24 protein-coding genes are annotated in these 24,306 nt (G+C 53.8%); 5 read left to right on the top strand and 19 right to left on the bottom strand.

Going from position 1 to position 24,306, the window contains the following annotated elements:
- Positions 1 to 7: 7 nt before the first annotated feature.
- The 12 genes from AB9F27_RS18290 to trpS form a co-directional block, all read right to left on the bottom strand.
- Positions 8 to 775, bottom strand: a complete 768-nt coding sequence (locus AB9F27_RS18290; protein ID WP_335584107.1) for a TIGR02186 family protein — start codon at positions 773 to 775, stop codon at positions 8 to 10.
- Between the two features lie 2 nt (positions 776 to 777).
- The gene (locus AB9F27_RS18285) at positions 778 to 1,692 is read right to left on the bottom strand and encodes a sulfite exporter TauE/SafE family protein (protein ID WP_335584106.1); all 915 of its coding nucleotides are present in this window, start codon (positions 1,690 to 1,692) and stop codon (positions 778 to 780) included.
- Between the two features lie 99 nt (positions 1,693 to 1,791).
- Positions 1,792 to 2,757: an ABC transporter permease gene (locus AB9F27_RS18280; protein WP_335584105.1), complete on the bottom strand. Its 966-nt coding sequence runs from the start codon at positions 2,755 to 2,757 to the stop codon at positions 1,792 to 1,794.
- Positions 2,758 to 2,760: 3 nt separating this feature from the next.
- Complete coding sequence (locus AB9F27_RS18275) at positions 2,761 to 3,861, bottom strand: ABC transporter permease (protein ID WP_335584104.1); 1,101 nt, start codon at positions 3,859 to 3,861, stop codon at positions 2,761 to 2,763.
- A complete protein-coding gene (locus tag AB9F27_RS18270; protein WP_335584103.1) occupies positions 3,858 to 5,453 on the bottom strand; it encodes an ABC transporter ATP-binding protein in 1,596 nt (531 codons plus the stop codon). Before AB9F27_RS18270 ends, AB9F27_RS18275 begins: the two co-directional genes overlap by 4 nt.
- Before the next feature lie 6 nt (positions 5,454 to 5,459).
- Positions 5,460 to 6,449 (bottom strand): BMP family ABC transporter substrate-binding protein, encoded by a 990-nt coding sequence (locus AB9F27_RS18265; RefSeq protein ID WP_335584102.1) that lies wholly within the window; start codon positions 6,447 to 6,449, stop codon positions 5,460 to 5,462.
- Positions 6,450 to 6,635: 186 nt separating this feature from the next.
- The gene (locus AB9F27_RS18260; protein ID WP_335584101.1) at positions 6,636 to 7,064 is read right to left on the bottom strand and encodes a GNAT family N-acetyltransferase; all 429 of its coding nucleotides are present in this window, start codon (positions 7,062 to 7,064) and stop codon (positions 6,636 to 6,638) included.
- On the bottom strand, positions 7,057 to 7,689 hold the full coding sequence (tsaB, locus tag AB9F27_RS18255; RefSeq protein ID WP_335584100.1) for a tRNA (adenosine(37)-N6)-threonylcarbamoyltransferase complex dimerization subunit type 1 TsaB: 633 nt from the start codon (positions 7,687 to 7,689) through the stop codon (positions 7,057 to 7,059). Before tsaB ends, AB9F27_RS18260 begins: the two co-directional genes overlap by 8 nt.
- Positions 7,679 to 8,242, bottom strand: coding sequence for a NifU family protein (locus tag AB9F27_RS18250; protein WP_335584099.1), 564 nt, complete (start codon positions 8,240 to 8,242; stop codon positions 7,679 to 7,681). The genes tsaB and AB9F27_RS18250 overlap by 11 nt, the downstream gene beginning before the upstream one ends.
- Positions 8,243 to 8,341: 99 nt before the next feature.
- Positions 8,342 to 8,797, bottom strand: a complete 456-nt coding sequence (locus tag AB9F27_RS18245) for a universal stress protein (RefSeq protein ID WP_335584098.1) — start codon at positions 8,795 to 8,797, stop codon at positions 8,342 to 8,344.
- 219 nt (positions 8,798 to 9,016) lie between these two features.
- On the bottom strand, positions 9,017 to 9,526 hold the full coding sequence (locus tag AB9F27_RS18240) for a VOC family protein (RefSeq protein WP_335584097.1): 510 nt from the start codon (positions 9,524 to 9,526) through the stop codon (positions 9,017 to 9,019).
- Between the two features lie 165 nt (positions 9,527 to 9,691).
- Positions 9,692 to 10,735, bottom strand: coding sequence for a tryptophan--tRNA ligase (trpS, locus tag AB9F27_RS18235; RefSeq protein WP_335584096.1), 1,044 nt, complete (start codon positions 10,733 to 10,735; stop codon positions 9,692 to 9,694).
- A gap of 90 nt (positions 10,736 to 10,825) precedes the next feature.
- On the opposite strand from trpS, the gene AB9F27_RS18230 reads away from it, so the two are divergent.
- On the top strand, positions 10,826 to 11,533 hold the full coding sequence (locus tag AB9F27_RS18230) for a rhomboid family intramembrane serine protease (RefSeq protein ID WP_369756423.1): 708 nt from the start codon (positions 10,826 to 10,828) through the stop codon (positions 11,531 to 11,533).
- 1 nt (position 11,534) lies between these two features.
- Here AB9F27_RS18230 and murJ read toward each other — a convergent pair whose 3' ends face one another.
- The 3 genes from murJ to AB9F27_RS18215 are packed head-to-tail and all read right to left on the bottom strand — an operon-like array spanning position 11,535 to position 17,027.
- A complete protein-coding gene (gene murJ / locus AB9F27_RS18225) occupies positions 11,535 to 13,073 on the bottom strand; it encodes a murein biosynthesis integral membrane protein MurJ (protein ID WP_335584094.1) in 1,539 nt (512 codons plus the stop codon).
- Positions 13,070 to 15,892 carry a [protein-PII] uridylyltransferase gene (locus tag AB9F27_RS18220; RefSeq protein WP_369757994.1) on the bottom strand — a complete coding sequence of 941 codons (2,823 nt, stop codon included), beginning with the start codon at positions 15,890 to 15,892 and terminating at the stop codon, positions 13,070 to 13,072. The genes murJ and AB9F27_RS18220 overlap by 4 nt, the downstream gene beginning before the upstream one ends.
- Entirely contained in the window at positions 15,852 to 17,027 is a 1,176-nt protein-coding gene (locus tag AB9F27_RS18215) for a penicillin-binding protein activator (protein WP_335584093.1), read from the bottom strand. Before AB9F27_RS18215 ends, AB9F27_RS18220 begins: the two co-directional genes overlap by 41 nt.
- 107 nt (positions 17,028 to 17,134) lie before the next feature.
- On the opposite strand from AB9F27_RS18215, the gene rsmI reads away from it, so the two are divergent.
- Genes rsmI through gshB form a run of 3 tightly spaced genes read left to right on the top strand, consistent with a single transcriptional unit; the run spans position 17,135 to position 19,354 of the window.
- A complete protein-coding gene (rsmI, locus tag AB9F27_RS18210; RefSeq protein ID WP_335584092.1) occupies positions 17,135 to 18,001 on the top strand; it encodes a 16S rRNA (cytidine(1402)-2'-O)-methyltransferase in 867 nt (288 codons plus the stop codon).
- Positions 17,998 to 18,354, top strand: a complete 357-nt coding sequence (locus tag AB9F27_RS18205; protein ID WP_335584091.1) for a YraN family protein — start codon at positions 17,998 to 18,000, stop codon at positions 18,352 to 18,354. The genes rsmI and AB9F27_RS18205 overlap by 4 nt, the downstream gene beginning before the upstream one ends.
- A 58-nt stretch (positions 18,355 to 18,412) precedes the next feature.
- A complete protein-coding gene (gene gshB, locus AB9F27_RS18200; protein ID WP_335584090.1) occupies positions 18,413 to 19,354 on the top strand; it encodes a glutathione synthase in 942 nt (313 codons plus the stop codon).
- Here gshB and AB9F27_RS18195 read toward each other — a convergent pair.
- The 4 genes from AB9F27_RS18195 to cobU form a co-directional block, all read right to left on the bottom strand.
- Entirely contained in the window at positions 19,351 to 20,865 is a 1,515-nt protein-coding gene (locus AB9F27_RS18195; RefSeq protein ID WP_335584089.1) for a YifB family Mg chelatase-like AAA ATPase, read from the bottom strand. The genes gshB and AB9F27_RS18195 overlap by 4 nt on opposite strands.
- Before the next feature lie 88 nt (positions 20,866 to 20,953).
- Entirely contained in the window at positions 20,954 to 21,826 is an 873-nt protein-coding gene (locus tag AB9F27_RS18190) for a glutathione S-transferase (protein ID WP_335584088.1), read from the bottom strand.
- Between the two features lie 58 nt (positions 21,827 to 21,884).
- A complete protein-coding gene (locus tag AB9F27_RS18185) occupies positions 21,885 to 22,457 on the bottom strand; it encodes a histidine phosphatase family protein (RefSeq protein WP_335584087.1) in 573 nt (190 codons plus the stop codon).
- Positions 22,454 to 22,984: a bifunctional adenosylcobinamide kinase/adenosylcobinamide-phosphate guanylyltransferase gene (gene cobU, locus AB9F27_RS18180; RefSeq protein ID WP_335584086.1), complete on the bottom strand. Its 531-nt coding sequence runs from the start codon at positions 22,982 to 22,984 to the stop codon at positions 22,454 to 22,456. The genes AB9F27_RS18185 and cobU overlap by 4 nt, the downstream gene beginning before the upstream one ends.
- Positions 22,985 to 23,098: 114 nt before the next feature.
- Here cobU and coaBC point away from each other — a divergent pair, with 114 nt between their 5' ends.
- Positions 23,099 to 24,292, top strand: a complete 1,194-nt coding sequence (coaBC, locus tag AB9F27_RS18175) for a bifunctional phosphopantothenoylcysteine decarboxylase/phosphopantothenate--cysteine ligase CoaBC (RefSeq protein ID WP_335584085.1) — start codon at positions 23,099 to 23,101, stop codon at positions 24,290 to 24,292.
- The last annotated feature ends 14 nt before the right edge of the window (positions 24,293 to 24,306 follow it).

Raw genomic sequence — 24,306 nt, 5'->3', positions numbered from 1 at the left:
GTGGGCCTTAAGCGCGGAAATAGCGGAAGATTGCGCTGGCACCCCAGCCCGCAAAAATTGCGATAAAGAGCGACATAATCCCGTAAATCAGAGAGTGTTGATGCGCGAGGTTGTACAGCCAGCGTTCGACACCCACTTTACGCACCTCAATGGAGGCCTCCGTTTGATTGACAACTCTTCCGTTGCGCACCAGTAAAAAACGCGTTTTGTATGTGCCTTCTGTAAGGTTCGCGGGCAGGGCAATTGAGGTGCGAAATAGGGTGTCCGAGGAAAGTTCGACCGCGCCTTCAAGGAGTTGATACAGTTTTTCTTTGTCGCGAATGCGTATCAGAGCTTCCGTGAAAGTTTCGGAATCAGTGATGTTGCTCGGCGCGCCAACCGAGCGCACAGCGTTGTTGATCGTTATATCGTGGCGCAAGTCAGAGGTTTGAGAAAGAATATCCTGTAGGGGAGACGTCGTTGCTACGGCATAGAAACTGGGTGCGGCATCAACTTCGACCGCATCAGTATTCACCCAAATTCCCAAAACACGCGACTTACGGCGGACAAGGACGGGCAAAGACGGGCCTGATACCGTGATGATAATATCCAGTTCCTCGCCCTCGGGAATCGGCGAGTCGCGTTTAATAGCGCCAAAAATGAGGATTTCAGAGCCGTCAAAATTAGCTGTGATGGCGACGTTATTATGGCTTAGAGCGGCGATGACTTCTTCACGCGCCGGAGCGGTTACAACACTTGTCAAAAGTAGGATGGTAGCGAGTAGAAGTGACCGCATTATTAGCTTCCCACCTTGCCCAAAGAGTAAAGTTCGCTGGGTTGGAGAAGCAAATCAAGCGCAAGTTTTCCGCAAACGACCAACACCAGAAGTGCCAGGAGCACACGCAATTGTTCGGCCTTAAGTTTGAGGCCAATGTGAGTGCCAAATTGGGCGCCAACAACCCCACCAATAAGCAGGAGAACCGCAAGGGGCATGTCGACGGTTTGGTTTGTTGTTGCGTGCAACAGTGTGGTGAATCCGGTTACGAAAATGATCTGAAACAGCGAGGTTCCGATCACAACTTTGGTGGGCATCCCCAGAAGATAGATCATGGCAGGCACCATAATAAAGCCGCCGCCGACGCCCATGATGGCCGCCAATATTCCAACAAGTACACCCACAAGGATCGGGGGGATTACACTGATATACAGGCCAGACGTGCGGAATTTCATTTTGAACGGGAGGTTGTGTACCCAGTTGTGTCTGCGTCGTATTGGTACTGCTCCGGGTCTTCTGGACCGAAGGATCGCACGAACGCTCTCGATAAACATGAGCGCACCGATGATGCCAAGGAAAACCACGTAACAGAGGGTGACAAGCAAATCTACTTGCCCCAAAGATTTCAGCAGGTTGAAAAGATAAATACCAAAAGCCGCGCCGAGCAGGCCGCCGATGAGCAAAACTGTCCCCATCTGAAGGTCGACGGTTTTGCGCTTAAAATGCGCAAGGACGCCGGAAATCGAAGACGCTACGATTTGGTTGGCCCCTGTCGCCACAGCCACGGCGGGCGGGATACCAATGAAAAACAGCAGCGGCGTGAGAAGGAAGCCACCGCCCACACCAAACATTCCCGACAGGATTCCCACCAATCCCCCAAGGCCTAACAATAGGAAGACGCTGACCGATACTTCGGCGATTGGGAGATAAATCTGCATTTGGTTACCCTGCTAGTCGCACAGTCAGTATAAGATGTCCCACGCCGGTTGTAGACCCCCGCATGCGACAAATCGGATCACTTCTGTTCAAAGCCGCACTTATTTTTCTTTTACGTAGGGCTGCCCCCCAGCGCGTGGCGGAATGGCTTTGCCAACAAACCCTGCGAGGATGATAACTGTGAGCAAATAGGGCAGAGCGTCGATGAATTGGGACGGTACTTCGAACCCCATAAACGATTTGTTTTCTAGATAGGGCGCCGCGGCTGCGAGGAAGCCAAACAAAATGCACGTTCCCATCGCCTGCCAAGGGCGCCATTTCGCAAAAATAAGCGCAGCAAGGGCAATATACCCCCGACCTGCCGTCATATCCTTCACGAAATTAGCGGCAAAACTCGCCAGATATACACCTGCTAGCCCGCACAAAACGCCAGCAATAATGATCGCGCTATACCGGAGTTTAACCACAGAAACCCCTGCTGTATCCACGGCCGCCGGATTTTCACCCGCTGCGCGCAGGCGCAACCCAAAGCGTGTGCGAAATAAAACGAACCATGTAACAGGCACGGCGATTAACGCTACATAGACCAATATGGTGTGCCCAGAGAGCAAATCCGAATAAATTGGCCCCAGTATCGGCACGTTCGCAACGGAATCCGCAAAGGGCAGTGTGATGTCGTGGAATCGGGCGCTGCTTGGCAGAGAGGGCGTGCGCCCACCAAGACCAAACCACGCAGAGCCAATCACAATCGAAAGGCCCGCCGCAAGGAAGTTGATCGCAACACCTGAGATGAGCTGGTCGCCACGGAAGGTAATCGATGCAACTCCGTGCAACATCGAAAGCGCCACGGAACCCGCAACTCCCGCCAAAAGGCCCAGCCAGATCGAGCCTGTTACAAACGCAACACCCCCTGTGAGGAAGGCTGCGCCGAGCATTTTACCCTCAAGGCCAATGTCCACGATCCCCGCGCGCTCAGAGTAGAGGCCCGCGAGGCACGCCAAAAGGAGTGGCGTTGCATAGCGCAAAGTTGAGTCGAGAATCGGGATTAAGATGTGAAAGAATTCCATGTCCTAAGCCCTCTTCTTCGAATTTGCGCGCATGAGAAAAATCCGCTCGACGGGGCCACGGACCATATAGTCGAGGGCGCCGGTTAGCAGAATGACGATGGCTTGAATCACGGTGACCATTTCGCGCGGGATGCCATAGACAAACTGTAATTCCGCGCCGCCTTGCCACAAGAAGCCAAACAAAATCGCCGCAAGAATGACACCGATGGGATGATTGCGCCCCATCAAGGCCACGGCGATGCCGATGAAACCAGCCCCTTCGACCGCGTTGTGGATCATGCGCTCGGCTTCGCCCATGACGTTATTTACAGCCATAAGTCCGGCAAACGCGCCGGAGATCAACATGGTGATGATCATGATTTTGGCGGGTGAAATTCCTGCATATTTGGAGGCAGTCTCCGAGTGTCCGAGGGCGCGGATTTGATAACCCAAGCGCGTGTGCCACATCAAAACCCAAAAAAACAAACAGCACAAAAGCGCCACGAGGAAGCTGATATTCGCGGGGGCGTGTTTTGAAAACTCAATGCCAAAGGGAGCGAGCATCTCGTGGAAGGTTGGCAAATGCGTGCCTGGTGGGAACGCGGCTGTTTCGGCAGCCATTTTGCCTTTCACTTTCATTGGGCCGGTCAACAGATATCCCGTTAGGGCCGCCGCCATAAAGTTGAACATGATCGTCGTGATAACGATATGGCTGCCCCGTTTTGCCTGAAGATAAGCGGGAATAAAGGCCCATGCTGCGCCGAACAGGCCACCAAAAACAATAGCTGCGGGAAGGGCGAGCGTCCAATGTGGCCACGGAACCGCTAATAAAATAACGGCGACTCCAAGGCCGCCAACCGCCGCTTGGCCCTCGCCGCCGATGTTGAACATCCGAGCGTGTGACGCGATGGCCATTGCGAGGCCTGTAAATATGAAGTTCGTCGCGTAATAAAGCGTGTAGCCCACACCGCGCGAACTGCCGAACGATCCTTCGATCATCGTGGCGAGCGCGTCAAACGGGTTAGTTCCGATCGCAGCGAGAACAATGCCAGAAATTACAAATGCAATGAGCAAATTTATGAAGGGGATAAGGGCAACATCCGCCCATCTTGGCATCTTGTTCATGCGCCCGCTCCGTCACTCTTGTCTGGTGTCATACCCGCCATCATCATCCCCAATTCGCGCTCGTTCGTTTCGCTCGCAAGGCGTTCGCCCATGATTTTCCCGTCAAACATGACGACAATCCGGTCCGCAAGCGAGAGCACTTCTTCAAGTTCAACCGAGACCAGCAAAATCGCCTTGCCTTGATCCCGAAGCGCAACGATTTGCTGGTGGATGAATTCGATCGCTCCAATATCCACACCACGGGTCGGTTGGCCAATGAGGAGTAAATCAGGGTTGCGCTCAATTTCGCGTGCCAGAACAATTTTCTGTTGGTTCCCACCCGAGAAGTTCGCCGCGTGAAGATGCGGGTTCGGGGGGCGAACATCAAAGCGGTCCATCTTGCCTTGAGTGTCTTCAAGGATGGCTTTGTTGTCCATCAAGAACTTGTTTTTGTTGTATTTTGCGTCGTTGTGGTAGCCAAAGGCCATGTTTTCCCACGCTTCAAAGTCAAGGATAAGACCCTCTTCGTGGCGATCTTCGGGGACGTGCGCAATGCCATTGGCGCGGCGAGATTGGCCGTCGCTTTTGGAGCCTGTTAGGTCGAGTTCTTTGCCGTGCAAGCGGATGCTTCCGGTGGCCTTGGCGTAGCCGCCAAGAACTTCAAGAAGTTCAGATTGGCCGTTCCCCGAGACTCCCGCAATTCCCAAAATCTCGCCTGCGCGAATATTGAAGGAAATGCCTTTGACGCGGGTGACCTTATCTTCGTCAACGACCACAAGGTTCTCGACCGAGAGGATTTCCTCACCCGGTTGCACGGGGGCTTTGTCGACATGCAGAAGCACTTTGCGGCCGACCATCAGTTCGGCCAACTGCTCAGGGCTCGTTTCCGATGTTTTCACCGTCGCAGTCATTTCCCCACGGCGCATGACGCTCACGGTGTCGGTGATATCCATGATCTCGCGCAGCTTATGCGTAATGAGAATAATGGTTTTGCCAGAGGCGCGAAGGCCTTCGAGAATGCGGAACAGGTGGTCAGCCTCATCGGGTGTCAAAACCCCCGTGGGCTCGTCGAGAATAAGGATATCCGCCTTGCGATACAGAGCTTTCAGGATCTCAACCCGCTGACGATGCCCCACCGAGAGGTCTTCAATCAACGCGTCCGGATCAACATTCAACTCGTATTCTTCTGCCAATTCGGTGAGTAGTTTGCGCGCCTTGCGCAACGACGGCGTCAGGCGCCAACCATCTTCGGCCCCAAGGACCACGTTCTCAAGAACCGTGAAATTATCAACCAGTTTAAAGTGCTGGAACACCATGCCAATGCCAGCCTTGATGGCGGCCTGACTGTCAGGAATGACCGTTCGTTTTCCGCTAATAATAATCTCGCCCGCATCGGCCTTGTAGAACCCATAGAGGATCGACATCAGCGTTGACTTACCAGCGCCGTTTTCGCCAATAATTCCGTGGACGGTGCCCTTTTGGACGGTGATCGAGATGTCTTTGTTGGCTTGAACAGGGCCGAAAGCCTTGGAAATGCCGCGCAGCTCGATAGCGGGAGCGGGGGATGTTGGAGCGGCAGTTTCCTGCCGCCCCTTTTCTGGTGCCAAAGCCATTCTAGCTTAGTACGCTGGGCAAGTTTCGTCGGACATGTAGTCATGTACCGTGATGTCGCCAGCAATGATGCCAGCTTTTGCCGCTTCAACTTGCGCGATCATGTCTTCTGTGATGAGTGCCGCATTGTGCTCGTCCATCGCATAGCTCACGCCATCGTTCGCAAGGCCCATTGCGTTGAAACCTGGCTCAACGGCTTCGCCGGCGAGGAAGCTTTCGTATACAGCGTTATCGACGCGTTTCATCATGGAGGTCAAAACCGACCCTGGCTGAAGGTAGTTTTGGTTGCTGTCGACACCAACCGAAAGGATGCCTTCGTCAGCTGCCGTTTGAAGCACACCAAGACCGGTGCCGCCAGCTGCTGCGAACACAACGTCGGAGCCTTGGCTGATTTGGCCGCGTGTAAGCTCGCCACCTTTTACGGGATCATTCCAAGCAGAAGGCGTTGTGCCTGTCATGTTGACGATGACTTTCGCGTCAGGGTTCGTCGCTTTGACGCCCTGTGCATAGCCACATGCAAATTTGGAGATCAATGGAATATCCATGCCACCAACGAAGGAAACAGTGCCAGTTTCGGACGCCAAGGCCGCCAGAACACCCACAAGGTAGGAGCCTGTGTGCTCGTCAAAAACAATGCTGCGCACGTTTGGCTGGTCTACAACCATGTCGATCAAAACGAATTTTGTATCTGGGAAGTCGGGAGCAACTGTTTCAAGCGCAGAAGCAAACGAGAAGCCGGCCATAACAACAGGGTTGTTGCCGCCTTCAGCGAAGCGACGAAGAACCTGTTCGCGCTGTGCATCAGCAGAAAGTTCGAACTCATCGTAAGAGCCGCCTGTTTCTTTTACCCAACGCTCAGCACCATTAAAGGCCGCTTCGTTGAAGGATTTGTCAAATTTTCCGCCAAGATCAAAAATGATCGCGGGATCAGCCAAAACAGCGCCAGCCGATAGGGCCAAAGTCGCGGTTGCGCCGAGAATGGATTTCATGAGGGTCATTATACTCTCCCAGTTGTGTTTTTTAGGGTGTCATACCATGGATGACGTTACCCTTTGTTAAGAGCAGATCACAAGAAGATCATCGGGTATTTAGGGGAGAGAGGCGACCGTTGGTCAACAAAAATTTTACCATTTGGTAATAAAACTTGAAATACCCGTGAAAATATTGGGTTAAGTGCCGTGTTTTCAGGCTCCTATGGTTTTTCGAAAAACCAGAGCGTCTAAAATAGTACCGCTTTGCGAACGGTAGTATCCGCGTCGAAGCCCAGATTCGCGGTAACCCACTCCCCGATATAGGGAAAGTGCCGCTAGGTTATCTTCGGCGACCTCAAGAAATGATTCTGTGGATTCGCGTGCGATGGCCTCGTTTTCAAAGAGTTCCATCAAGGTGCTTCCCGCGCCTGTTCGACGTGCATTTGGCTCGACGGCAATCGTAAGCAATTCGGCCTCTCCCGCGATGGCGCGCCCTAGAGCAAAGCCCGATGGGACCGTCACGAGGAATACCAATTTTTGAGAAAGTAGCGAGGCAAACTCGTCCGCCGACCATGGACGCGGCGACGTGAAGGAGCGCGCGTGCAGCGCCGCGAGGGCCTGTGGTGTTTTGAGGCTAGTCAAGGAGCACCGGCGGCGCGTCCTTTGCGGGAGCAGCATCGGCGGAGCGTACATAAAACGGGGTTGGTCGTTGACCTTCGGATTGGAACTCAAAACGACGTGCCGCGATTTTGGCAATTGCGACCGCGAGAGGGACATTTGAGGGTGTAAATTCGGTGGTATCAACGGGGCCGACCGACGGCCCTTCCAAGACACGCGCCTGAGCCTCAACGAGGGGAATTTGCTCGATAACGTCCACATCAGCACCGAGACTTTGGATGTAATATGTATCCCGCGGGGCAGGGATCAAGGAGTAGATTGGGCGCTCTAGACCATCGGCCTGTGCTTCGAGCGCCGTGACGCCCACCGCCGGAATACCAAGGGTCATCGCCAACCCACGGGCAAGGGCGACGGAAATCCGAATGCCGGTAAAATTTCCGGGGCCGGTTCCCACACCAATCGCGGCAAGGTCAGCCCACTTGTGTCCCGCTTGCGCGAGGACGTCTTCAAGGATGGGCACGAGGTATTCGGCTTGTCCTTTTTGCATCGGAACATAGGCTTGCGCCAAAACTTGGTCGCCAAACAGCAGCGCGGCCGCACAATGGGCGGCCGACGTATCAAATGCTAAAACCAGTCGGTCAGGCTGCAACAGGCCGCACCTCAAGAACTTCGGGGATATAGTGCCGCAGCAGGTTTTCGATGCCCATTTTCAACGTCAGCGTCGAACTTGGACAGCCCGCACAGGCCCCTTGCATATGAAGATAAACGATGCCACGATCAAACCCGTGGAACGTAATATCGCCACCATCTTGGGCAACCGCAGGGCGGACGCGCGTGTCGAGGAGCTCCTTGATTTGCTCAACAATTTCGCCATCTTCGCCTTCATGTTCGGCATGTCCAGACGCTGGTTTCACATCACCACTAAGCGCGGATTGGCCGGATTGGTAGTGTTCCATGATCGCGCCGAGGATCGAAGGTTTGACATGATCCCACTCAGTTGCGTCGTCTTTTGTGACAGTCACAAAATCAGAGCCGAAAAACACACCCGTCACGCCGCCAACCGCAAAGATGCGTTGGGCAAGAGGAGAGGTATTTGCAGTTTCAGCACTTGGGAAATCCGCCGTTCCAACTTCAAGCACGGTCTGGCCGGGCAAGAACTTTAAGGTCGCGGGATTTGGTGTGGACTCGGTTTGAATAAACATAGGGGCCTCCGTTTGAACCTAGATATGCGCCTGCGCGTCCTAAGTGTCAAGGTTTAGAACTGTTCTAAACATCCTATTCTGACAGAAACACTACGGTACTTATGTGATGGCTTCAAGTTGCTCTTTAGTCAAGTCACCAGGAACAATAGTCACGGGAATGGGCAAACTGCCCGCCGATTTTGACAGCGCCGAGACCAAGGGGCCGGGGCCACTTTTCCCAGTACTTGCTCCAAGAACCAAGACACCGATCTGTGGGTCGTCGCGGATTTGTGCCAATATTTCGTGCATAGGTTCGCCCTCGCGAATGATCAACGATGGATCAATGCCTTGGCGGTCGCGCATCCATTTTGCGAAAACGTCAAAATGAACTTGAATCCGCTCGCGGGCCTCGGCACGCATGATGTCGGCCACGCCAATCCAGTGATTGAACTCGTCTGGCGGGATCACAGATAGGATTTCCACTCCGGCCCCAGTATGGGCTGCCCGCATCGCCGCAAAACGCATAGCGTTTAAACATTCGCGGCTATCATCGAGTACGACCAAAAACTTGCGCATAAAATTCTCCCTTAACGGCGTGATGATGGCCGATTTTGGGGGCCTGCTGCAAGCACAATGAAAGATACCACTGCGTCGTAGTCTCATTGGCGAAAGGAAAGCCGCCTCTGGTCGGGGAACCAGAGGCGGTAGGGCGATGTGGGGCTGGTTGGGACTTGGGCAAAGTTTTCCAACCCACAGGTTTAAGGTAGGCCGTTTCTGAATCTTTTTTGTGACAGTTCAGCGGGGGAATTCGGCCAGCAATGCGTCAAGGTCGAACGGTGTATTGTTCATTGTCAGCGTGCCGTCCTTATCCCGTGGCCACTCGTTTTCGGCGCGGTCCCAGTAAAGTTCGACCCCGTTTCCATCGGGATCGTCAAGATAGATCGCTTGGCTGACGCCATGATCTGCGGCCCCCGTGAGGGGCCAGTCGGCTGCGATCAAACGGTGCAGCGCATCGGCTAGTTCTGCGCGGGAGGGATAGAGGAATGCCGTATGATACAGACCCGTATGCCCTTTAGGGGGCGGAGTCGCACCGAGGCTTTCCCATGTATTGAGGCCGATATGATGATGGTAGGAGCCCGCCGCGAGAAACGCGGCTTGCGGGCCATAACGTTGCACAATGCCAAACCCCAAAATGTCGCTGTAAAAGGCAATGGCGCGGTCAAGGTCCGAAACTTTTAGATGAACGTGGCCTATCCGAGTCTGGGGATGGACAGGCTTATTTTCGATGTGTTTGTTCGATGTCATGGCTTGCTCCTGTTTTCACATGTCAATTTAGGGATGTGCGCAGGGAAACGAAATGCTGATTGGCGCGCAGGGTTAGTTCATCTTTGCACATAGCGTAGGATGTGAAAACAAAAACGGGGCACCCGAAGGCACCCCGTAATCTGTGGAAATTGTATAAGGCGTGGTTTAGCGCACCATGCCAATGATATCGTAGGTTTTCTCAAGGATTGGTCCCGCAACAGTACGAGCGTTTTGGGCGCCTTGACGCAGGATTTTGTCGATCTCGGCGGTGTCTTGCATCAAACGCGCCATTTCGGCTGCAATCGGAGACAATTTAGAGACCGCAAGTTCAGCCAACATCGGTTTGAACACCGAGAACTCTTTGCCACCAACATCCGCAAGCACATCATCCACAGTCATGTCGGCAAGACCGGCATAAATGTTGACGAGGTTGCGCGCTTCTGGACGTTCATTCAGGCCAGAGGCTTCACTTGGCAGCGCATCAGGATCCGTCTTGGCTTTGCGAATTTTCTGGGCGATCATGTCTGAATCGTCCGTCATGTTAATCCGGCTGGCGGCAGAGGGATCAGATTTCGACATCTTTTTGGACCCATCGCGCAAACTCATAACGCGTGTCGCCGCCCCCTCAGTAACGGGTTCGGGGATCGGGAAAAAGTCGACACCGTAGTCGTGATTGAACTTGGTCGCGATGTCGCGGGTCAATTCAATATGTTGTTTTTGGTCTTCGCCCACGGGAACATGCGTGGCGTGGTACACCAAAATATCGGCGGCCATCAAATTCGGATAGGCGAACAGACCCACAGAAGCGGCCTCGCGGTTTTTGCCAGCCTTGTCCTTGAACTGGGTCATACGGCTCAGCCAACCCATGCGTGCTACACAGTTGAAAACCCACGCGAGTTGAGTGTGCTCGGGGACTTGGCTTTGATTGAACAGCGACGATTTGGCGGGATCAAGGCCAGCCGCAAGATAGCCTGCGGCCAACTCGCGCGTCGCGCGTCGCAGGTCATCCGGTTTTTGCGGCGTCGTGATCGCGTGCAAATCGACCATGCAATAAAACGTCTCACTGCCGCTTGCTTGCATATCCACAAAGCGTTTGATCGCCCCGAGATAGTTGCCAAGGGTCAGTCCGCCTGTTGGCTGGATACCTGAAAAAACGCGCGGTACAAACTGAGTGCCGGGCTGCGAGGGTGTTTGGACCACCTCGGTCATAATGAATACTCCATCTGGATTTTTAATGTCCTTTCGCTTACCGATAGGACAAAGGCACGTCAATGTAAGCCTGTTTCATGAGGTCAGTAAATGAGCACACCCCAAAACGACAACGATTTCGATCACAATGCATCGCCGTTCAATGCCCTGCCCATCGCGGTTGTGGGGCTTGTGATGGTGATTGTCGCGGTCGAAATCATCCTGAGCTTGGCAAGTAGCGGTTTGATTGGCGGACCGGAGGCCATTGCATGGCGTCGCGACGCGATTTTGGATTATAGCGTCCTTGGCCAAATCATCACCCCCTACCTTGAAACGGGGCGCTATGAGCCAGAAGTCCTTGGTCGTTTTCTAACCTATTCTTTCGTGCACCAAAACTTCACGTCCATGGCCTTCGTCGCGGTATTTATCTTGGCGTTGGGGAAAATGACCGCCGAAGCCTTTGGTAACTTCGCGTTTCTGCTCATTTACTTTGCCTCGGCCATCGTTGGTGCGGTGCTCTATTGGATGATTTTCCGCGAAGAGGCCGTGTTGATCGGCGGCTACGTAGGGGCATTTGGCCTTATCGGAGCCTTTACCTTTGTGCGTTGGGTGAGCTTGTCGTTGAAGGGGAGCAAACAGTATCAAGCCTTCTATCTCATCGGCATGTTTATGGGGCTGCGGCTGGTTTTCGGCATGCTTTTTGGCGGATCCAACGATTGGGTTGCTGAGCTTATTGGCTTCTTTGTGGGGTTTTTCCTGTCATTCGTTTTGGTGCCCGGAGGGGCGAAGGCGATTTTAGTAAAGTTGCGCCGCAGCTAAGCTAGCGGCGCAATGATGCTTTGAAATCGCCAAGGCGGAAGGCCCCAATCAGGTGCCCGAAGCCGAAATAGCTGACTATTCCGGCTGTGATGAGCAAGAGTAGCGCCAAGACTTCAAATCCACCCGTGCCAAAAAGCTGCCCGAGCATAAGGTTTGCTGCCCAAAGACATACGCCCATAAACAGCGAGGCGATGACAATGCGGATTAAGCGGCGCCAAAACCGGCGGTCAAAACGCACGGTCTCGCCATAGCGACGCGCACCAAGCGCCAGCATAAGCACCATGGTCCACCCCGCGACTGTTGTCGCAAGGGCGGCGGCCCAAAACTGAATGAACGGCGCAAGACCGATGGCAATGGCGGCATTTAACACCATCGCAAACAGCGCGAAGTAGAACGGTGTTTTCGTGTTTTCCCGCGCGAAATAAACGGGTTGCAGCAGCTTTTGCAGGACAAACGCAGGCAGGCCAAGGCCGTAGATCGCAACGGCGACGGCGGTCGCTGCGGTATCGTCCGTGCCGAATGCACCGCGTTCAAACAATACCCTCACAAGGGGGATTGGGATCACAACTAGCGCCACGGCGGAAGGAATGGTGAGGGCGAGGGAAATCTCGCCCGCGCGGCTCAACGCGTCGCGGCTACCCGCAAAGTCTTCGGCGCGTAACCTGCGCGAAAGCTCCGGCAGAAGCACAATTCCAACGGCAATTCCGACAACGCCAAGGGGCAGCTGATACAGGCGATCCGCATAGGAAAGCCACGCAACGGCGCCTTCAAAATGGCTCGCGACTTGGCGTCCCACCAGCAAGTTGATCTGTACGACGCCCCCCGCGAGGGCGGCGGGGGCGGCGATAATCATTAGGCGTTTAAGGTCAGGCGTCATGCGTGGACGGCGGGGGATCAACCGATATCCCGCGCGCGAAGCGGCCACCCAAACGATGGCCATTTGCGCGATACCTGCTATGGGCACCGTGATGGAAATGGTCGTCCCCATGTCCCATCCCGCCCTATGTGCCGTCAGCATGGAGGTGACCAAAAGAATGTTGAGCAACACGGGGGCGGCGGCGGCGGCGGCGAACCGTCCGGACGAATTTAGAACGCCGGACAGCAGCGCCGCGAGGGAGATAAACAGGATATAGGGGAAAACGATCCGACCATAGAAAACAGCCAAGTCAAACCGTGCATCATTGGCAAAACCGCTGGCCATCGCAAGCACCAGCCAAGGCATGAAAAACTGGGCGATAATGGTGAAAACAATGAGTATTCCCGCAAGCCCAGACATCGCGTCCCGCGCGAATGTATGTGCGCCTTCGCCGCCCTCCAGCTTCTTGGAGAACATCGGTACAAAGGCCATGTTGAAAGCCCCTTCGGCAAAGAACCGACGAAACATATTGGGCAGCGAGAAAGCGACCAGAAACGCCTCTGCGACGGGCCCCGTTCCCAGATAGCTCGCAATAAGTATATCGCGTACAAAGCCTAAAATACGACTCATGAGGGTCCAAAAACCGACCGTCATAAAGCCCGACATCATCCCTCTGGATCTCATTCTTTGTTTGCTCTCTCGGCGCCACTCAAAATCGCGGCGCGAATTTTATCTTCAAGGGCTTTTTGCTTGGCGACCGTGTGATATTTAATGCCAAACATATCTTTTACATAGAAGGTGTCGACCACCTGCTCCCCAAAGGTCGCGATGATCGCCGAGGCAATATACACGTTCGCATTCACCAACGTGCGCGACAAATCATAGAGCAATCCCGGGCGGTCGCGGGTGTCGACTTCGATAATTGTGTAAATTTCACTGCCTTCGTTGTCGAAGGTGATATTGGTCGCCACGCGGAAGGCTTTTTCCCGCTTCTTCAGCTTGTCTCGCCCTGCGAGTGCATCGCGAGCAACCACTTCGCCCTTGAGGGTTTTCTGGATCATATTGCGTAGCCGCGTCATATGATTACTCGCGTAGGGGTGCCCCTCGGCGTCCTGAATCCAGAAAATCGCGGTCACATAACCGTCCTTGGTGGTGTAACTGCGCGCATCGACAACATTCGCCCCAACAAGGGCCAAAGCTCCCACGAGACGGGAAAAAATTCCGGGATGATCGACCATACAGAAGCACGCGCGCGTGGCATCGCGAGTTACATCTAGGCTTAGGTCGATACCGACTTCGCTATCGTTGTGGTTCTTTAGAAGATTGGCGAATACGATGTGATCCGCAGACTGCACCCCTTGCCAATAGGGCTGGTAATGGCGCGAGGTTTCCTTGCGAATATCTTTTTTGTCCCAGTCCGAAAGCGCGATGCGGAGCGCTTTTTTGGCGACCTCTTCTCGCGTGGATCGATTCACCTCTTCGAGTCCGTTCTCAAGCGCCATGGAGGTTTGCGCATAGAGATCGCGAATGAGCACGGCTTTCCAATTGTTCCATGTATTCGGCCCAACACCGCGAATATCACAAACCGTCAAAACGGTGAGAAGGTCGAGCCGTTTCTTGCTTTGGACCGATTTGGCGAACCCACGCACAGTACGGGGATCGGAAATGTCGCGTTTTTGGGCGATGTCTGACATCACCAGATGGTTGCGCACGAGCCATTCAACGGTTTTGCAATCGGCAGGTTTGAGACCAAGCCGTTCGGCCACTTTACGTGCGATCTTGGCCCCCAAAATCGAGTGGTCTTCGTCGCGACCTTTACCGATGTCATGCATGAGGAGGGCAACATAAAGAACTTTACGATCCACGCCCCCTTTCAGAATTCCGCTTGCCACGGGCAATTCTTCGATCAACTCTCCACGCTCAATTTTTGCAAGTGTTTTGATACATTGGATCGTGTGTTCGTCGACTGTGTAGTGATGATACATATTGAATTGCATCATCGCGACAATGACTTGAAACTCGGGGATAAAGGCCCCTAAAACGCCAATTTCATTCATCCGTCGCAGGGCGCGTTCCGGATTGCCATGTTTGAGCATAAGGTCGAGGAAAATTCGGCGGGCTTCTTTGTCGTTGCGCACCTCGTCATCAATTAAACCAAGGTTTGCATCAATCAACCGCATCGCTTGCGGGTGGAGCAGCATCCCTGTGCGCAGGGCTTCTTCAAATATCCGCAGGATATTAAGCTTGTTTTCAGCGAGTTCCATGTCGGGGGAAAATGTAAGCCGGTTTTGCTCAATTTCGAAGCCATCGCGGACTTTGCGTTTGCGGCGGAAAAAGCCTACGAGCCGAGGTTCTTTTTTAACCTGCGAAGCTTCGAGCGACGTGAGGAAAATACGTGTCAATTCACCCACGCGGTTTGCGTGCCGGAAATAGTCTTGCATGAAAATTTCAACGGCCCGACGTCCGGCTTTGTCGACATACCCCATGCGGGCGGCAACCTCGACTTGCATGTCAAAACTCAGCGTGTCCATCGCGCGCCGCGAGATCAAGTGAAGGTGGCAACGAATGGCCCAAAGGAAAGATTCTGCACGTTCAAAGCTGTCATATTCATCTTGGTTGAACATGCCCAGTTCAACGAGTTCGGCGGTGGAATCCACTCCATGTAGGTATTTCGCCACCCAAAATAGCGTTTGAAGATCGCGAAGACCCCCTTTGCCTTCTTTGACGTTCGGCTCAACAACATAGCGCTGTCCGCCTTGTTTTTTGTGACGCCGGTCGCGTTCATCAAGTTTTGCCTCCGTGAATTCCGGAGCAGTTCCTTTGAAGAGGTTCTTTTTTAAACTTTCGTCGAACTCCCCAAGCAAGGGTTCATAGCCTGCAATGAAGCGATGCTCCAAAAGAGCGGTGCGAATGGTGAAATCCTCGCGGCCCAGACGGATACAATCTTTGATCGTTCGACTGGCGTGGCCGACCTTGAAATGCAAATCCCAAAGAATATAGAGCATGCTTTCAATCACGCTCTCGGCCCAAGGTGTTATCTTGTAGGGTGTCAAAAACAACAGATCGACGTCCGAGTGCGGTGCCATTTCTGCGCGTCCATACCCGCCCACCGCCAGTAAGGCGAGGCGTTCGCCCTCGGTGGGGTTCGGGTTTGGATGAAGCAATTGCGTAGCGACCCCATGGGTCAAAATCACAATGCAATCGGTTAGGTAACTATAGGCGCTGGTGACGGGCTTCGCGTCAAATGGGCGAGCCAAAAACGCGGCTTCAATTGCTGCCGTTCCTTTGGAGCGAGCCTCCAAAAGAAACGCAACCGTGAGGGTGCGTTTCTCAGAGTTATCGCTGATCTCTTCAAGTTGTTTAAAAAGCGCCCTGCGTGATTCCTCAAGATTGAAGATGTCAGCAGGGTCACAGATCAGCTTTTTGGCAGGATATGTGATTGAGGCGTTTTTGTCGGCGGTACTAGAAACCAGAGCCGGAGAAGCTTCTTGGAGCGGGGTCAATGACGATTACCTGATTTTCTTGGACCTGCGCAATTGCGAGGCCACGTTGATTTGTTCCATCGGGGAGAAGGCGGAAGACACCGTTCACACCCACAAAACCGGAGGATTGTGTGAGGGCTGCCGAGGTGAGGGCATTGGAACTTCCGCTCTTAACCAGCGCCCCAATAGCCGCGATTCCATCATAGGCAAGGCCCGAGATCGGATGGGGAGGCTCGCCAAAGGCGGCTGAATATCGTGCGATATAACGGTTTGAAAGACCTGGATCGGGCAAGGCAAACCATGCTCCCTGAACTCCAGGGAGGGACAACGTCGCGGTTGGAATATCCCACCGCGTGAGGCCGATAAATTGGGTCGTTTCCGTGTTTATGCCATTTTCAGGAAGAAGTTGCGTCAGAAGCGGGAGTGCCCCTTCCGTCCCTGACGCGAACAAAATTGCGTCGGTCCCCGAATTGCGCGCTTGTGCGGCAATGTTAGGAATCGCATTGATCACGCCTTGCTGGCTCATCTCAAAGGAGGGCACGCCGGTGATCGTTGCGCCATTGCGGTTCGCGGCTTGCACCAAGGCGTCGCGGCCCGCTTCTTCTGAAACATTGTCGGCGCCGTGAACGATCATGACGTTCCGGCGGCCCTGATTTACACTATATGAAACGATGCGTTCGGCGGTATTTTGGAAGGTGTTGCCCAAAACAAAAACGTTTCCGCCTGCAATGGAAGGTTTATTTGAAAACGCGAGGATGTTTATGTTTTTGTTGGACAAAGCCAAGCCAACAGCATTGGCAGACTCACCGTATAGAGGCCCCAGAATGATCTGAGCGCCGTCATCCACTGCAGCCACGGCCACGGAGGCAGCCTTCTCGGCATTGCCCGAAGTACTATAAACTCTCAGATCGATTTGAACCCCTTCAAGGTCCGAAATCGCGAGGCGCGCGGCATTTTCAAGGGAGCGTGCAATGATGTTGTCGCCCGCACTCGCTGATTCTCCGGGAATCAGCAGAGCAACGCGCACAGGCTTCGACGTATTGATCGTCGGACCCGAACTTGTCGACGATGGCTGACACGCGGCCACAAAAAGCACAATAAATATGGGAAAAATAAGACTAAAACCCTTGCGGGCATTCTTTAAAAAAGCAAACATAAGTTGGTCTCGCTCCAAATTGCAAAAGTGCGCAAAGCAGTTTCCACGTTTGGAACGAACTTAAGCGCTTGAGCCTCATTAGTAAACGTCATGGAAGGCGCCAAATCATGAATTTTGAAACAAAGAAGCTCGCTGCTGGGCTGTATTTTGTCGCGACTCCGATTGGAACTGCGCGTGATATCACGTTGCGGGCGTTGGATGTCTTGGCGAACGCGGATGTGATCGCCGCAGAAGATACCCGTACCGCGCGCAAGTTGATGGACATTCACGGGGTGCCCTTGGGCGAACGGCAGCTTGTTGCCTACCACGATCATAACGGTGCCCAAGCGCGTCCTCGCCTGTTGCGGTATCTGGAGGAGGGGAAATCTGTGGCTTATGCTTCAGAAGCCGGAACCCCCCTTGTTGCGGACCCTGGATATGGTCTGTCGGTGGCAGCGATTGAGGCGGGATACACGGTAACCTCAGCGCCAGGCCCTAGTGCCGTCGTGGCTGCCCTCACAATTGCGGGCCTTCCCACCGATCAATTTCACTTCGCGGGCTTTTCCCCGAATACGCAAAAAGCGCGCCAAACCTATATGCAGTCTTTGGCGAAAATTGACGCCACGCTGGTTTTTTATGAATCCCCCAAACGGATTGCCGCAGCGCTGGCAGATCTTGCCCAAGTCCTCGGGGGCGCGCGAAGAGCCGCGGTTTGTCGCGAAATCACCAAGAAATTCGAAGAGGTGTCCCGTGGAACACTCGACGAACTTGCCGCCAGCTTCTCCGAGCGAAGCGTAAAGGGCGAGATTGTCGTCGTGGTCGATCGTGGTGCACAGGAAGAAATTTCCACGGCGTCGATTGAAGACGCCTTGAAACAGGCCCTCGAGTCTCATTCGGTTAAAGATTCTGCAACTATTGTGTCCGAAGCTTTGAATATCCCACGTCGGGATGTGTATCAAACCGCGCTTGCCATGAACAAAGGTCGCTCTGAATGAATGGACAAATGAATTACCACGCAGGCTTTGCCGCCGAAGAGGCTGTCGCGCGGTCATATGTCCGTCGAGGGATGCAGATTGATAAAACAAGATGGCGAGGGGCCGCGGGCGAAATTGATCTTGTTGCTCGAAATGGTGACGGCGTCGTCTTTATCGAAGTGAAAAAGAGCAAGAGTTTCTCCGCTGCGGCGGAACGTCTCTCACGGCGGCAAATGCAGCGAATTTACCAAACTGCATCCGAATTTCTCGCAGGCGAACCCAACGGGCAAAACACGGATGTGCGATTTGACGTGGCCTTGGTGAATGGCGTTGGGGAAATCCGCATCTTGGAAAACGCATTCGGCCAGATGTAATCTCCCATTGAAAATACACCCTTGCTAGGCCATCTATTGGCCAACAAGGAGATTTCACATGGCACTTAAAATCGCGTTTCAAATGGACCCAATCGAGCATTTCGATATTTCTGGGGACAGTTCTTTTAGGCTTGCAGAAGAAGCGCAAGCGCGCGGGCATGAGTTGTTTTACTACACGCCGGACAAACTCGCCTACCAAGAGGGGAAAATCACAGCGCGGGGTTGGCCTCTCACAGTTCAGCGTGTCGTTGGCGATCATTATTCTTTGGGTGAAGAAACAGAAGTTGATCTTGCTGATTTCGATGTGGTCTGGTTGCGTCAGGACCCTCCGTTTGACATGGGCTACATCACAACAACGCATCTTTTGGATCGCCTCAAAGAGACCACCCTTGTGGTAAATGACCCGTTTTGGGTGCGGAATTATCCCGAAAAACTATTGGTTTTGGATTTTCCCGATTTGACTCCGCCAACCACAATCGCGCGCGACTTGGCCACGATACGCGCCTTTAAAGAGCGCCACAAAGATGTGATTCTTAAGCCGCTTTATGGAAATGGCGGGGCGGGTGTTTTTCGACTGGATGCGAATGATCGAAACTTAGCCTCTCTGCATGAGCTGTTTTCGGGCATAAACCGCGAACCCTTGATCGTTCAAAAGTTCCTTCCGGATGTTTCAAATGGCGATAAGCGCGTGATTTTGGTGGATGGGGTACCTGTTGGTGCCATTAATCGTGTTCCCGCTGCAGGTGAAACGCGTTCAAATATGCATGTTGGCGGGCGGCCCGAGAAAATCGGCCTGACCGCGCGGGATTTGGAAATCTGTGATGCCATCGGACCGTTGTTGCGTGAAAAAGGCCAGATTTTCGTAGGAATCGATATTATCGGCGACTATCTCACCGAAATTAACGTGACCTCCCCAACGGGCATCCTCGAGTTGGAGAAATTCGATGGTGGAAATATTGCGGCGCAAGTTTGGGAAGCTATTGAAGCTAAGTGCTCTTAATGACGCCGTTGGGCAGGGAAACGATAACTGACAGCTTCGGAAACATGTTGTTTTTGAACGTTTTCCTGCTCGCCTAAATCTGCGATCGTGCGCGCCACACGTAATACGCGGTGGTACCCTCGCGCCGAAAGCCCAAATTTGTCGGCAACTCTGGATAGCAACTCTTTGCTTTCGGTATCTAGGGCGGCGATCTTCTCAAGGATGTCGCCTTGGGCATCGGCATTTTGATACATCCCGTCAATTGTGCTGAACCGGTCGGCTTGAATTTCCCGTGCGGCACTTACACGTTCTGCAATGGCCGCGCTGCTCTCTCCATTTTGTGGCAAATCAAAATCCGAAAACGGAACCGGCGGGACTTCGATTTGCAAGTCGAACCGATCCATTAACGGGCCAGAAATTTTCCCGAGATAGTCTTGGCCACAAATAGGTGCGCGGCTGCAGGCTCGAGAGGGGTCAGGAAGATAGCCACATTTACATGGGTTCGCCGCGGCAATCAGCATGAACCGACATGGGTAGCGCACGTGTGCATTCGCCCGCGCCACCATGACTTCGCCCGCTTCGAGAGGTTGGCGCAAAGAATCCAAAACATTTCGATTATGCTCAGGGAATTCGTCCATGAACAGGACCCCGTTGTGCGCGAGGGAAATTTCGCCGGGCAAAGCGGTGCGGCCCCCGCCGACAATCGCCGCCATTGACGCTGTATGATGCGGGTCGCGGAAGGGGCGGTCGCGATGAAGGCCACCTCCCGAAAGCAAGCCCGCGACGGAATGCACCATTGACGTTTCGAGGACTTCGCGCGGAGTGAGAGGCGGTAAAATTCCGGGTAAACGGGCCGCCAACATCGATTTTCCCGATCCAGGCGTGCCAAGAAGCAACGTGTGGTGACGCCCTGCCGCTGCGATTTCCAGCGCGCGTTTGGCGCGTTCTTGGCCTTTGACATCCCGCATGTCTTTTAGAGCGGGGGTATGTGTGGATTGTCCGGGTTCTGCGGCCGTTAGGAGTGTTTTTCCCGTGAAATGCTGAACCAAAGCCGTAAGGTTTGTCGCGCCAAGGGCGCGGGTTGTACTGACCCATGCCGCCTCGGAGGCACATGAAATTGGACACAAAAGGTCTTTGTCTTCGGCCGCTGCTGTTAGGGCCGCAGGCAGGGAACCATTCACATAGGCAAGGGTGCCATCCAGTGAAAGTTCTCCAATCGAAACATAGTCTTGTGCTGTGTCTTGGGGGATAATATCCAGCGCTGCGAGGAGGGCGATTGCAATCGGGAGATCGTAATGCGGCCCTGATTTTGGCAGGTCAGCAGGCGTAAGATTAATGGTGATCCGCTTGGATGGCAGGGCCACAGACATCGCCGTAAGCGCCGCGCGAATCCGCTCTCCTGCTTCGGACACGGACTTTCCCGGAAGGCCGACAATTGAGAAAGCAGGCAGGCCAGGCGCAAGGGAGCATTGCACCTCGACCAGTCGCGCGTCGATACCTTCAAATGCAACTGTGTAAGTGCGCGCGACCATTTTATCCGCCTTAACAAGTGTTAACTCTCCTTTAGGACTACGATGATCATAGTTTACGAAGAGTTAACGCATGTTCGGATGCGACCTTTTAGTCCGCCAAAAGTGCCATAAATGCTGGCCATGCTGCGGGGTCTATAACCGTTTTATCGCGGCATAACGCATTGCAGAACCCAAAGATACGCCCCTCAATTTTTGCAAAATGGGTTACAGGTTTTCCAGAATAGGGGCACATGGCGTTTTCTGAGGGGCCGTGCTCAATGGTTTCGACGGCCAGCGATGAGGCATGTGGCCAATCCTGTAATGCAAAATCGCGCTTATAGAAGGGTTGATCAGGGCCATCGACCATGCCCATTGCTCGCCAGCGGCGAAAGGCAGGGTCACTCAAATGTGCATCGACATAGGCCTGTGCCGAGGGCGAAACTTTGAGGCCATAGCCCGCAATGCGCGCGGCAATTGGCGCATAGAACGCGTCGGCGGCGCTATATTCTCCACAGAGCCATGGTGTTTCGTTTAAGGTTTCCTCGCGGGCGCGATCCCAGATGACTTCAAGTCGGCGAAGGTCTTTTTCGACGGCCTCGGAGGGTACAAAATCACTATAGGAAACACGCATGTTCATCGGGCAAGCGTCGCGAAGCGCGCCAAATCCGGCGTGCATTTCCGCGGCTAAACTGCGCGCGATGGCGCGATGCGTTGGGTTGCTCGGCCATATCTTGGCTTCTGGGTGGCGGCTAGCGAGTTCTTCGGCAATGGTGAGGGACTCGGAAATAACCACGCCATCGGGCGTTTTCACCGTTGGCACTAGCCGCGCGGGCGCGAATTCTTTTAGCATCTTTGGGAAGGCGTCTGAATAGAGACGCGCGAACCGAGTTTGCACAGGAATGTTAAATTTTTCAAAGAGCAGCCATCCCCTGAGGGACCAACTGGAGTAGGCGCGATCGCCCAATGCAAGTAAATATGTCATGCCAAAACTGTAGCTAGAATTCCGCGGTTCACGAAGCGAATTAATGGAATAATTGGTATCACATAATTTGATTGATGCTGGTCGCCCGCCAGCCTTCGTCAAACGAAAGGCAACTCAGGGAAAGGTTGTCTATTTTCTGCGCAAAAACTTCGGTCGTGCTAACGCCGAGAGCGCGTTGGACCTGACAGAGGATGGCTCCAAAATGGGCGACGATGATGATGTCGGGTTCTGGACGCGCCAGAAGCCGGTCTGCGGCAGCATCGACACGTTGGCGTAAATCATTCCAGCTTTCTCCCGCAGGGGCGGTACTTTCACCGGGGTGGTCCCAAAAGAGTTTGAGCGCGTCAGGATCTCGCGCGTTGGCCTGATCAAACGTGAGGTTTTCCCAGTCTCCGAAATGAATTTCGCGCAGGTCTGGATCGGGCTCAAGGAGCGGCCGCGTCTGTGAAAGCATCTTGGCCGTGCCAATTGCGCGCTGCAACGTGGATGAAATAATTGGTGCTTGTGTGGGAAGGGCCGTGGAAAGTCGTGCGAAGGCTGCTTGATCGGACAGGTCCGCTGGAATGTCACTCCAGCCAACCATCGATTTCGCGTGCGTCGGCGCGTGACGCACCCACCATAGGCGCTTCATGTGGCCTCCGGCATGGTGCCTTTAAGTGTGAGTGGCAGGCCCGCGACGACCAAAACAGCGTAATCCGACTGCGCTGCTAGCTGTTGATTTAAACGCCCTTGGGCCTCGCGGAACCTCCTTGAAAGCGCTTCAGCGGGCACGATTCCTGCACCGACCTCATTACTCACAATGACAACGGGAATGGCGCAGGAATTGAGCGCAAAAAGGAGGTTCTCCAGCGCTTCCTCGACGTTTCTGTCCGCTAGAAGCAGATTAGAAAGCCAAAGAGTCGCGCAGTCGAAAAGGATTGCCGACTCTGGCTGCGCCTCCAAGAAAACGGGCGCAATATCCATCGGCCGCTCTATGGTGTCCCAGCCCTCGCCTCGCATGATTTGATGGCGCGATATCTTGTTTTCCATTTCGGAATCAAAGGATTGCGCCGTCGCGAGATAGGTTCGTGTCCCCGCGTGCACAGCGAAAAGACTCTCGGCATAGGCCGACTTCCCTGAGGCAGCCCCTCCCAAAATAAAGCTCAATTTAGGCAGCATAACAATTTCCTCTATTCCTAGAATGGGTCTAGCAAACTATTTGGCGTAGGTTAAGGGTGGCAATTGGAGCGTTTGCGCAATAGCAATAAGGTAGGTTGAGTAAAAGGGCCGATCATGCTGGCACAAAAACGGGTTCTCTTAATTATTGGCGGCGGTATCGCGGCTTATAAGGCTTTGGATTTAATCCGAAAGCTCCGTGAGCGCGGAGTGTCGGTGACCGCTGTCCTTACCAAGTCGGCTGCGGAATTTGTGACGCCGCTTTCTATATCCGCCTTGTCGGGTAATAAGGTTTATCAAGATTTGTTTAACCTTACCGATGAAGCGGAAATGGGACACATTGAGCTTTCCCGCGCGTCAGATTTGATTGTTGTCGCACCAGCCACAGCGGACTTGATGGCCAAATCCGCGACAGGAATTGCCAATGATCTCGCGAGCACGCTCCTTTTGGCGACGGATACAGATGTTCTATACGCGCCCTCAATGAATGTTCGGATGTGGGATCATCCCGCCACTCAGCGCAATATTGCGCAAGTTATTGCGGATGGCGGCACTGTGGTTGGCCCCAACGAGGGCGATATGGCGTGCGGAGAATTTGGGTTTGGCCGTATGGCAGAGCCACTTGAAATCGTTGCTGCTATCGAAGCAAAATTGGCCGTTGGCCCCCTAAAGGGGAAGCGCATTCTTGTGACTTCGGGACCCACGCACGAGCCCATCGATCCAGTGCGCTATATTGCAAACCGGTCGTCAGGAGCGCAAGGAACGGCCATTGCCTCGGCGCTCGCCCAACTTGGTGCCGATGTTGTATTTGTTACAGGTCCAGCGGATATCGCGCCTCCTACGGGCGTGGAAGTTGTAAAAGTGCAATCCGCCCGCGAGATGATGGCCGCAGTTCAGCGCGTCCTTCCCGTGGATGCTGCGGTCTTTGCGGCGGCGGTTGCGGATTGGCATGTTGAAAACGCGCGGGCCTCCAAAATGAAGAAAACCAAAGATGGAATGCCTGACCTTAAATTTGCGGAAAACCCCGATATTTTGGCGACGGTCTGTGCAAGTGCTAAGCGGCCTCGATTGGTCGTTGGCTTCGCCGCGGAAACCGATGACGTTGTCGCAAACGCTACGGCCAAACGTTTGCGCAAGGGATGTGATTGGATACTCGCCAACGATGTTTCGCCCGAAACGGGCATTATGGGTGGCAGTGAAAATGCAGTAACCTTTGTGACGGAGGAGGGCGCGCAGGCTTGGCCGCGTATGAGCAAAACCGAAGTCGCCAAGAAACTGGCTGGATTGATCGCACAGACATTAAATTCATAAAATGCGAGTGTTTT

Origin of the sequence: Falsihalocynthiibacter sp. CO-5D18, assembly GCF_041205445.1 — a bacterium.
Classification (GTDB): domain Bacteria; phylum Pseudomonadota; class Alphaproteobacteria; order Rhodobacterales; family Rhodobacteraceae; genus Falsihalocynthiibacter; species Falsihalocynthiibacter arcticus.
This window is presented reverse-complemented; position numbering and strand designations above follow the sequence as displayed.

Coding starts and splice junctions, on each gene's coding strand:
- AB9F27_RS18290 (WP_335584107.1), bottom strand. CDS start 775: ATGCGGTCACTTCTACTCGCTACCATCCTACTTTTGACAAGTGTTGTA.
- AB9F27_RS18285 (WP_335584106.1), bottom strand. CDS start 1,692: ATGCAGATTTATCTCCCAATCGCCGAAGTATCGGTCAGCGTCTTCCTA.
- AB9F27_RS18280 (WP_335584105.1), bottom strand. CDS start 2,757: ATGGAATTCTTTCACATCTTAATCCCGATTCTCGACTCAACTTTGCGC.
- AB9F27_RS18275 (WP_335584104.1), bottom strand. CDS start 3,861: ATGAACAAGATGCCAAGATGGGCGGATGTTGCCCTTATCCCCTTCATA.
- AB9F27_RS18270 (WP_335584103.1), bottom strand. CDS start 5,453: ATGGCTTTGGCACCAGAAAAGGGGCGGCAGGAAACTGCCGCTCCAACA.
- AB9F27_RS18265 (WP_335584102.1), bottom strand. CDS start 6,449: ATGACCCTCATGAAATCCATTCTCGGCGCAACCGCGACTTTGGCCCTA.
- AB9F27_RS18250 (WP_335584099.1), bottom strand. CDS start 8,242: ATGTTTATTCAAACCGAGTCCACACCAAATCCCGCGACCTTAAAGTTC.
- AB9F27_RS18245 (WP_335584098.1), bottom strand. CDS start 8,797: ATGCGCAAGTTTTTGGTCGTACTCGATGATAGCCGCGAATGTTTAAAC.
- AB9F27_RS18240 (WP_335584097.1), bottom strand. CDS start 9,526: ATGACATCGAACAAACACATCGAAAATAAGCCTGTCCATCCCCAGACT.
- trpS (WP_335584096.1), bottom strand. CDS start 10,735: ATGACCGAGGTGGTCCAAACACCCTCGCAGCCCGGCACTCAGTTTGTA.
- AB9F27_RS18230 (WP_369756423.1), top strand. CDS start 10,826: ATGAGCACACCCCAAAACGACAACGATTTCGATCACAATGCATCGCCG.
- murJ (WP_335584094.1), bottom strand. CDS start 13,073: ATGAGATCCAGAGGGATGATGTCGGGCTTTATGACGGTCGGTTTTTGG.
- AB9F27_RS18215 (WP_335584093.1), bottom strand. CDS start 17,027: ATGTTTGCTTTTTTAAAGAATGCCCGCAAGGGTTTTAGTCTTATTTTT.
- rsmI (WP_335584092.1), top strand. CDS start 17,135: ATGAATTTTGAAACAAAGAAGCTCGCTGCTGGGCTGTATTTTGTCGCG.
- AB9F27_RS18205 (WP_335584091.1), top strand. CDS start 17,998: ATGAATGGACAAATGAATTACCACGCAGGCTTTGCCGCCGAAGAGGCT.
- gshB (WP_335584090.1), top strand. CDS start 18,413: ATGGCACTTAAAATCGCGTTTCAAATGGACCCAATCGAGCATTTCGAT.
- AB9F27_RS18195 (WP_335584089.1), bottom strand. CDS start 20,865: ATGGTCGCGCGCACTTACACAGTTGCATTTGAAGGTATCGACGCGCGA.
- AB9F27_RS18190 (WP_335584088.1), bottom strand. CDS start 21,826: ATGACATATTTACTTGCATTGGGCGATCGCGCCTACTCCAGTTGGTCC.
- AB9F27_RS18185 (WP_335584087.1), bottom strand. CDS start 22,457: ATGAAGCGCCTATGGTGGGTGCGTCACGCGCCGACGCACGCGAAATCG.
- cobU (WP_335584086.1), bottom strand. CDS start 22,984: ATGCTGCCTAAATTGAGCTTTATTTTGGGAGGGGCTGCCTCAGGGAAG.
- coaBC (WP_335584085.1), top strand. CDS start 23,099: ATGCTGGCACAAAAACGGGTTCTCTTAATTATTGGCGGCGGTATCGCG.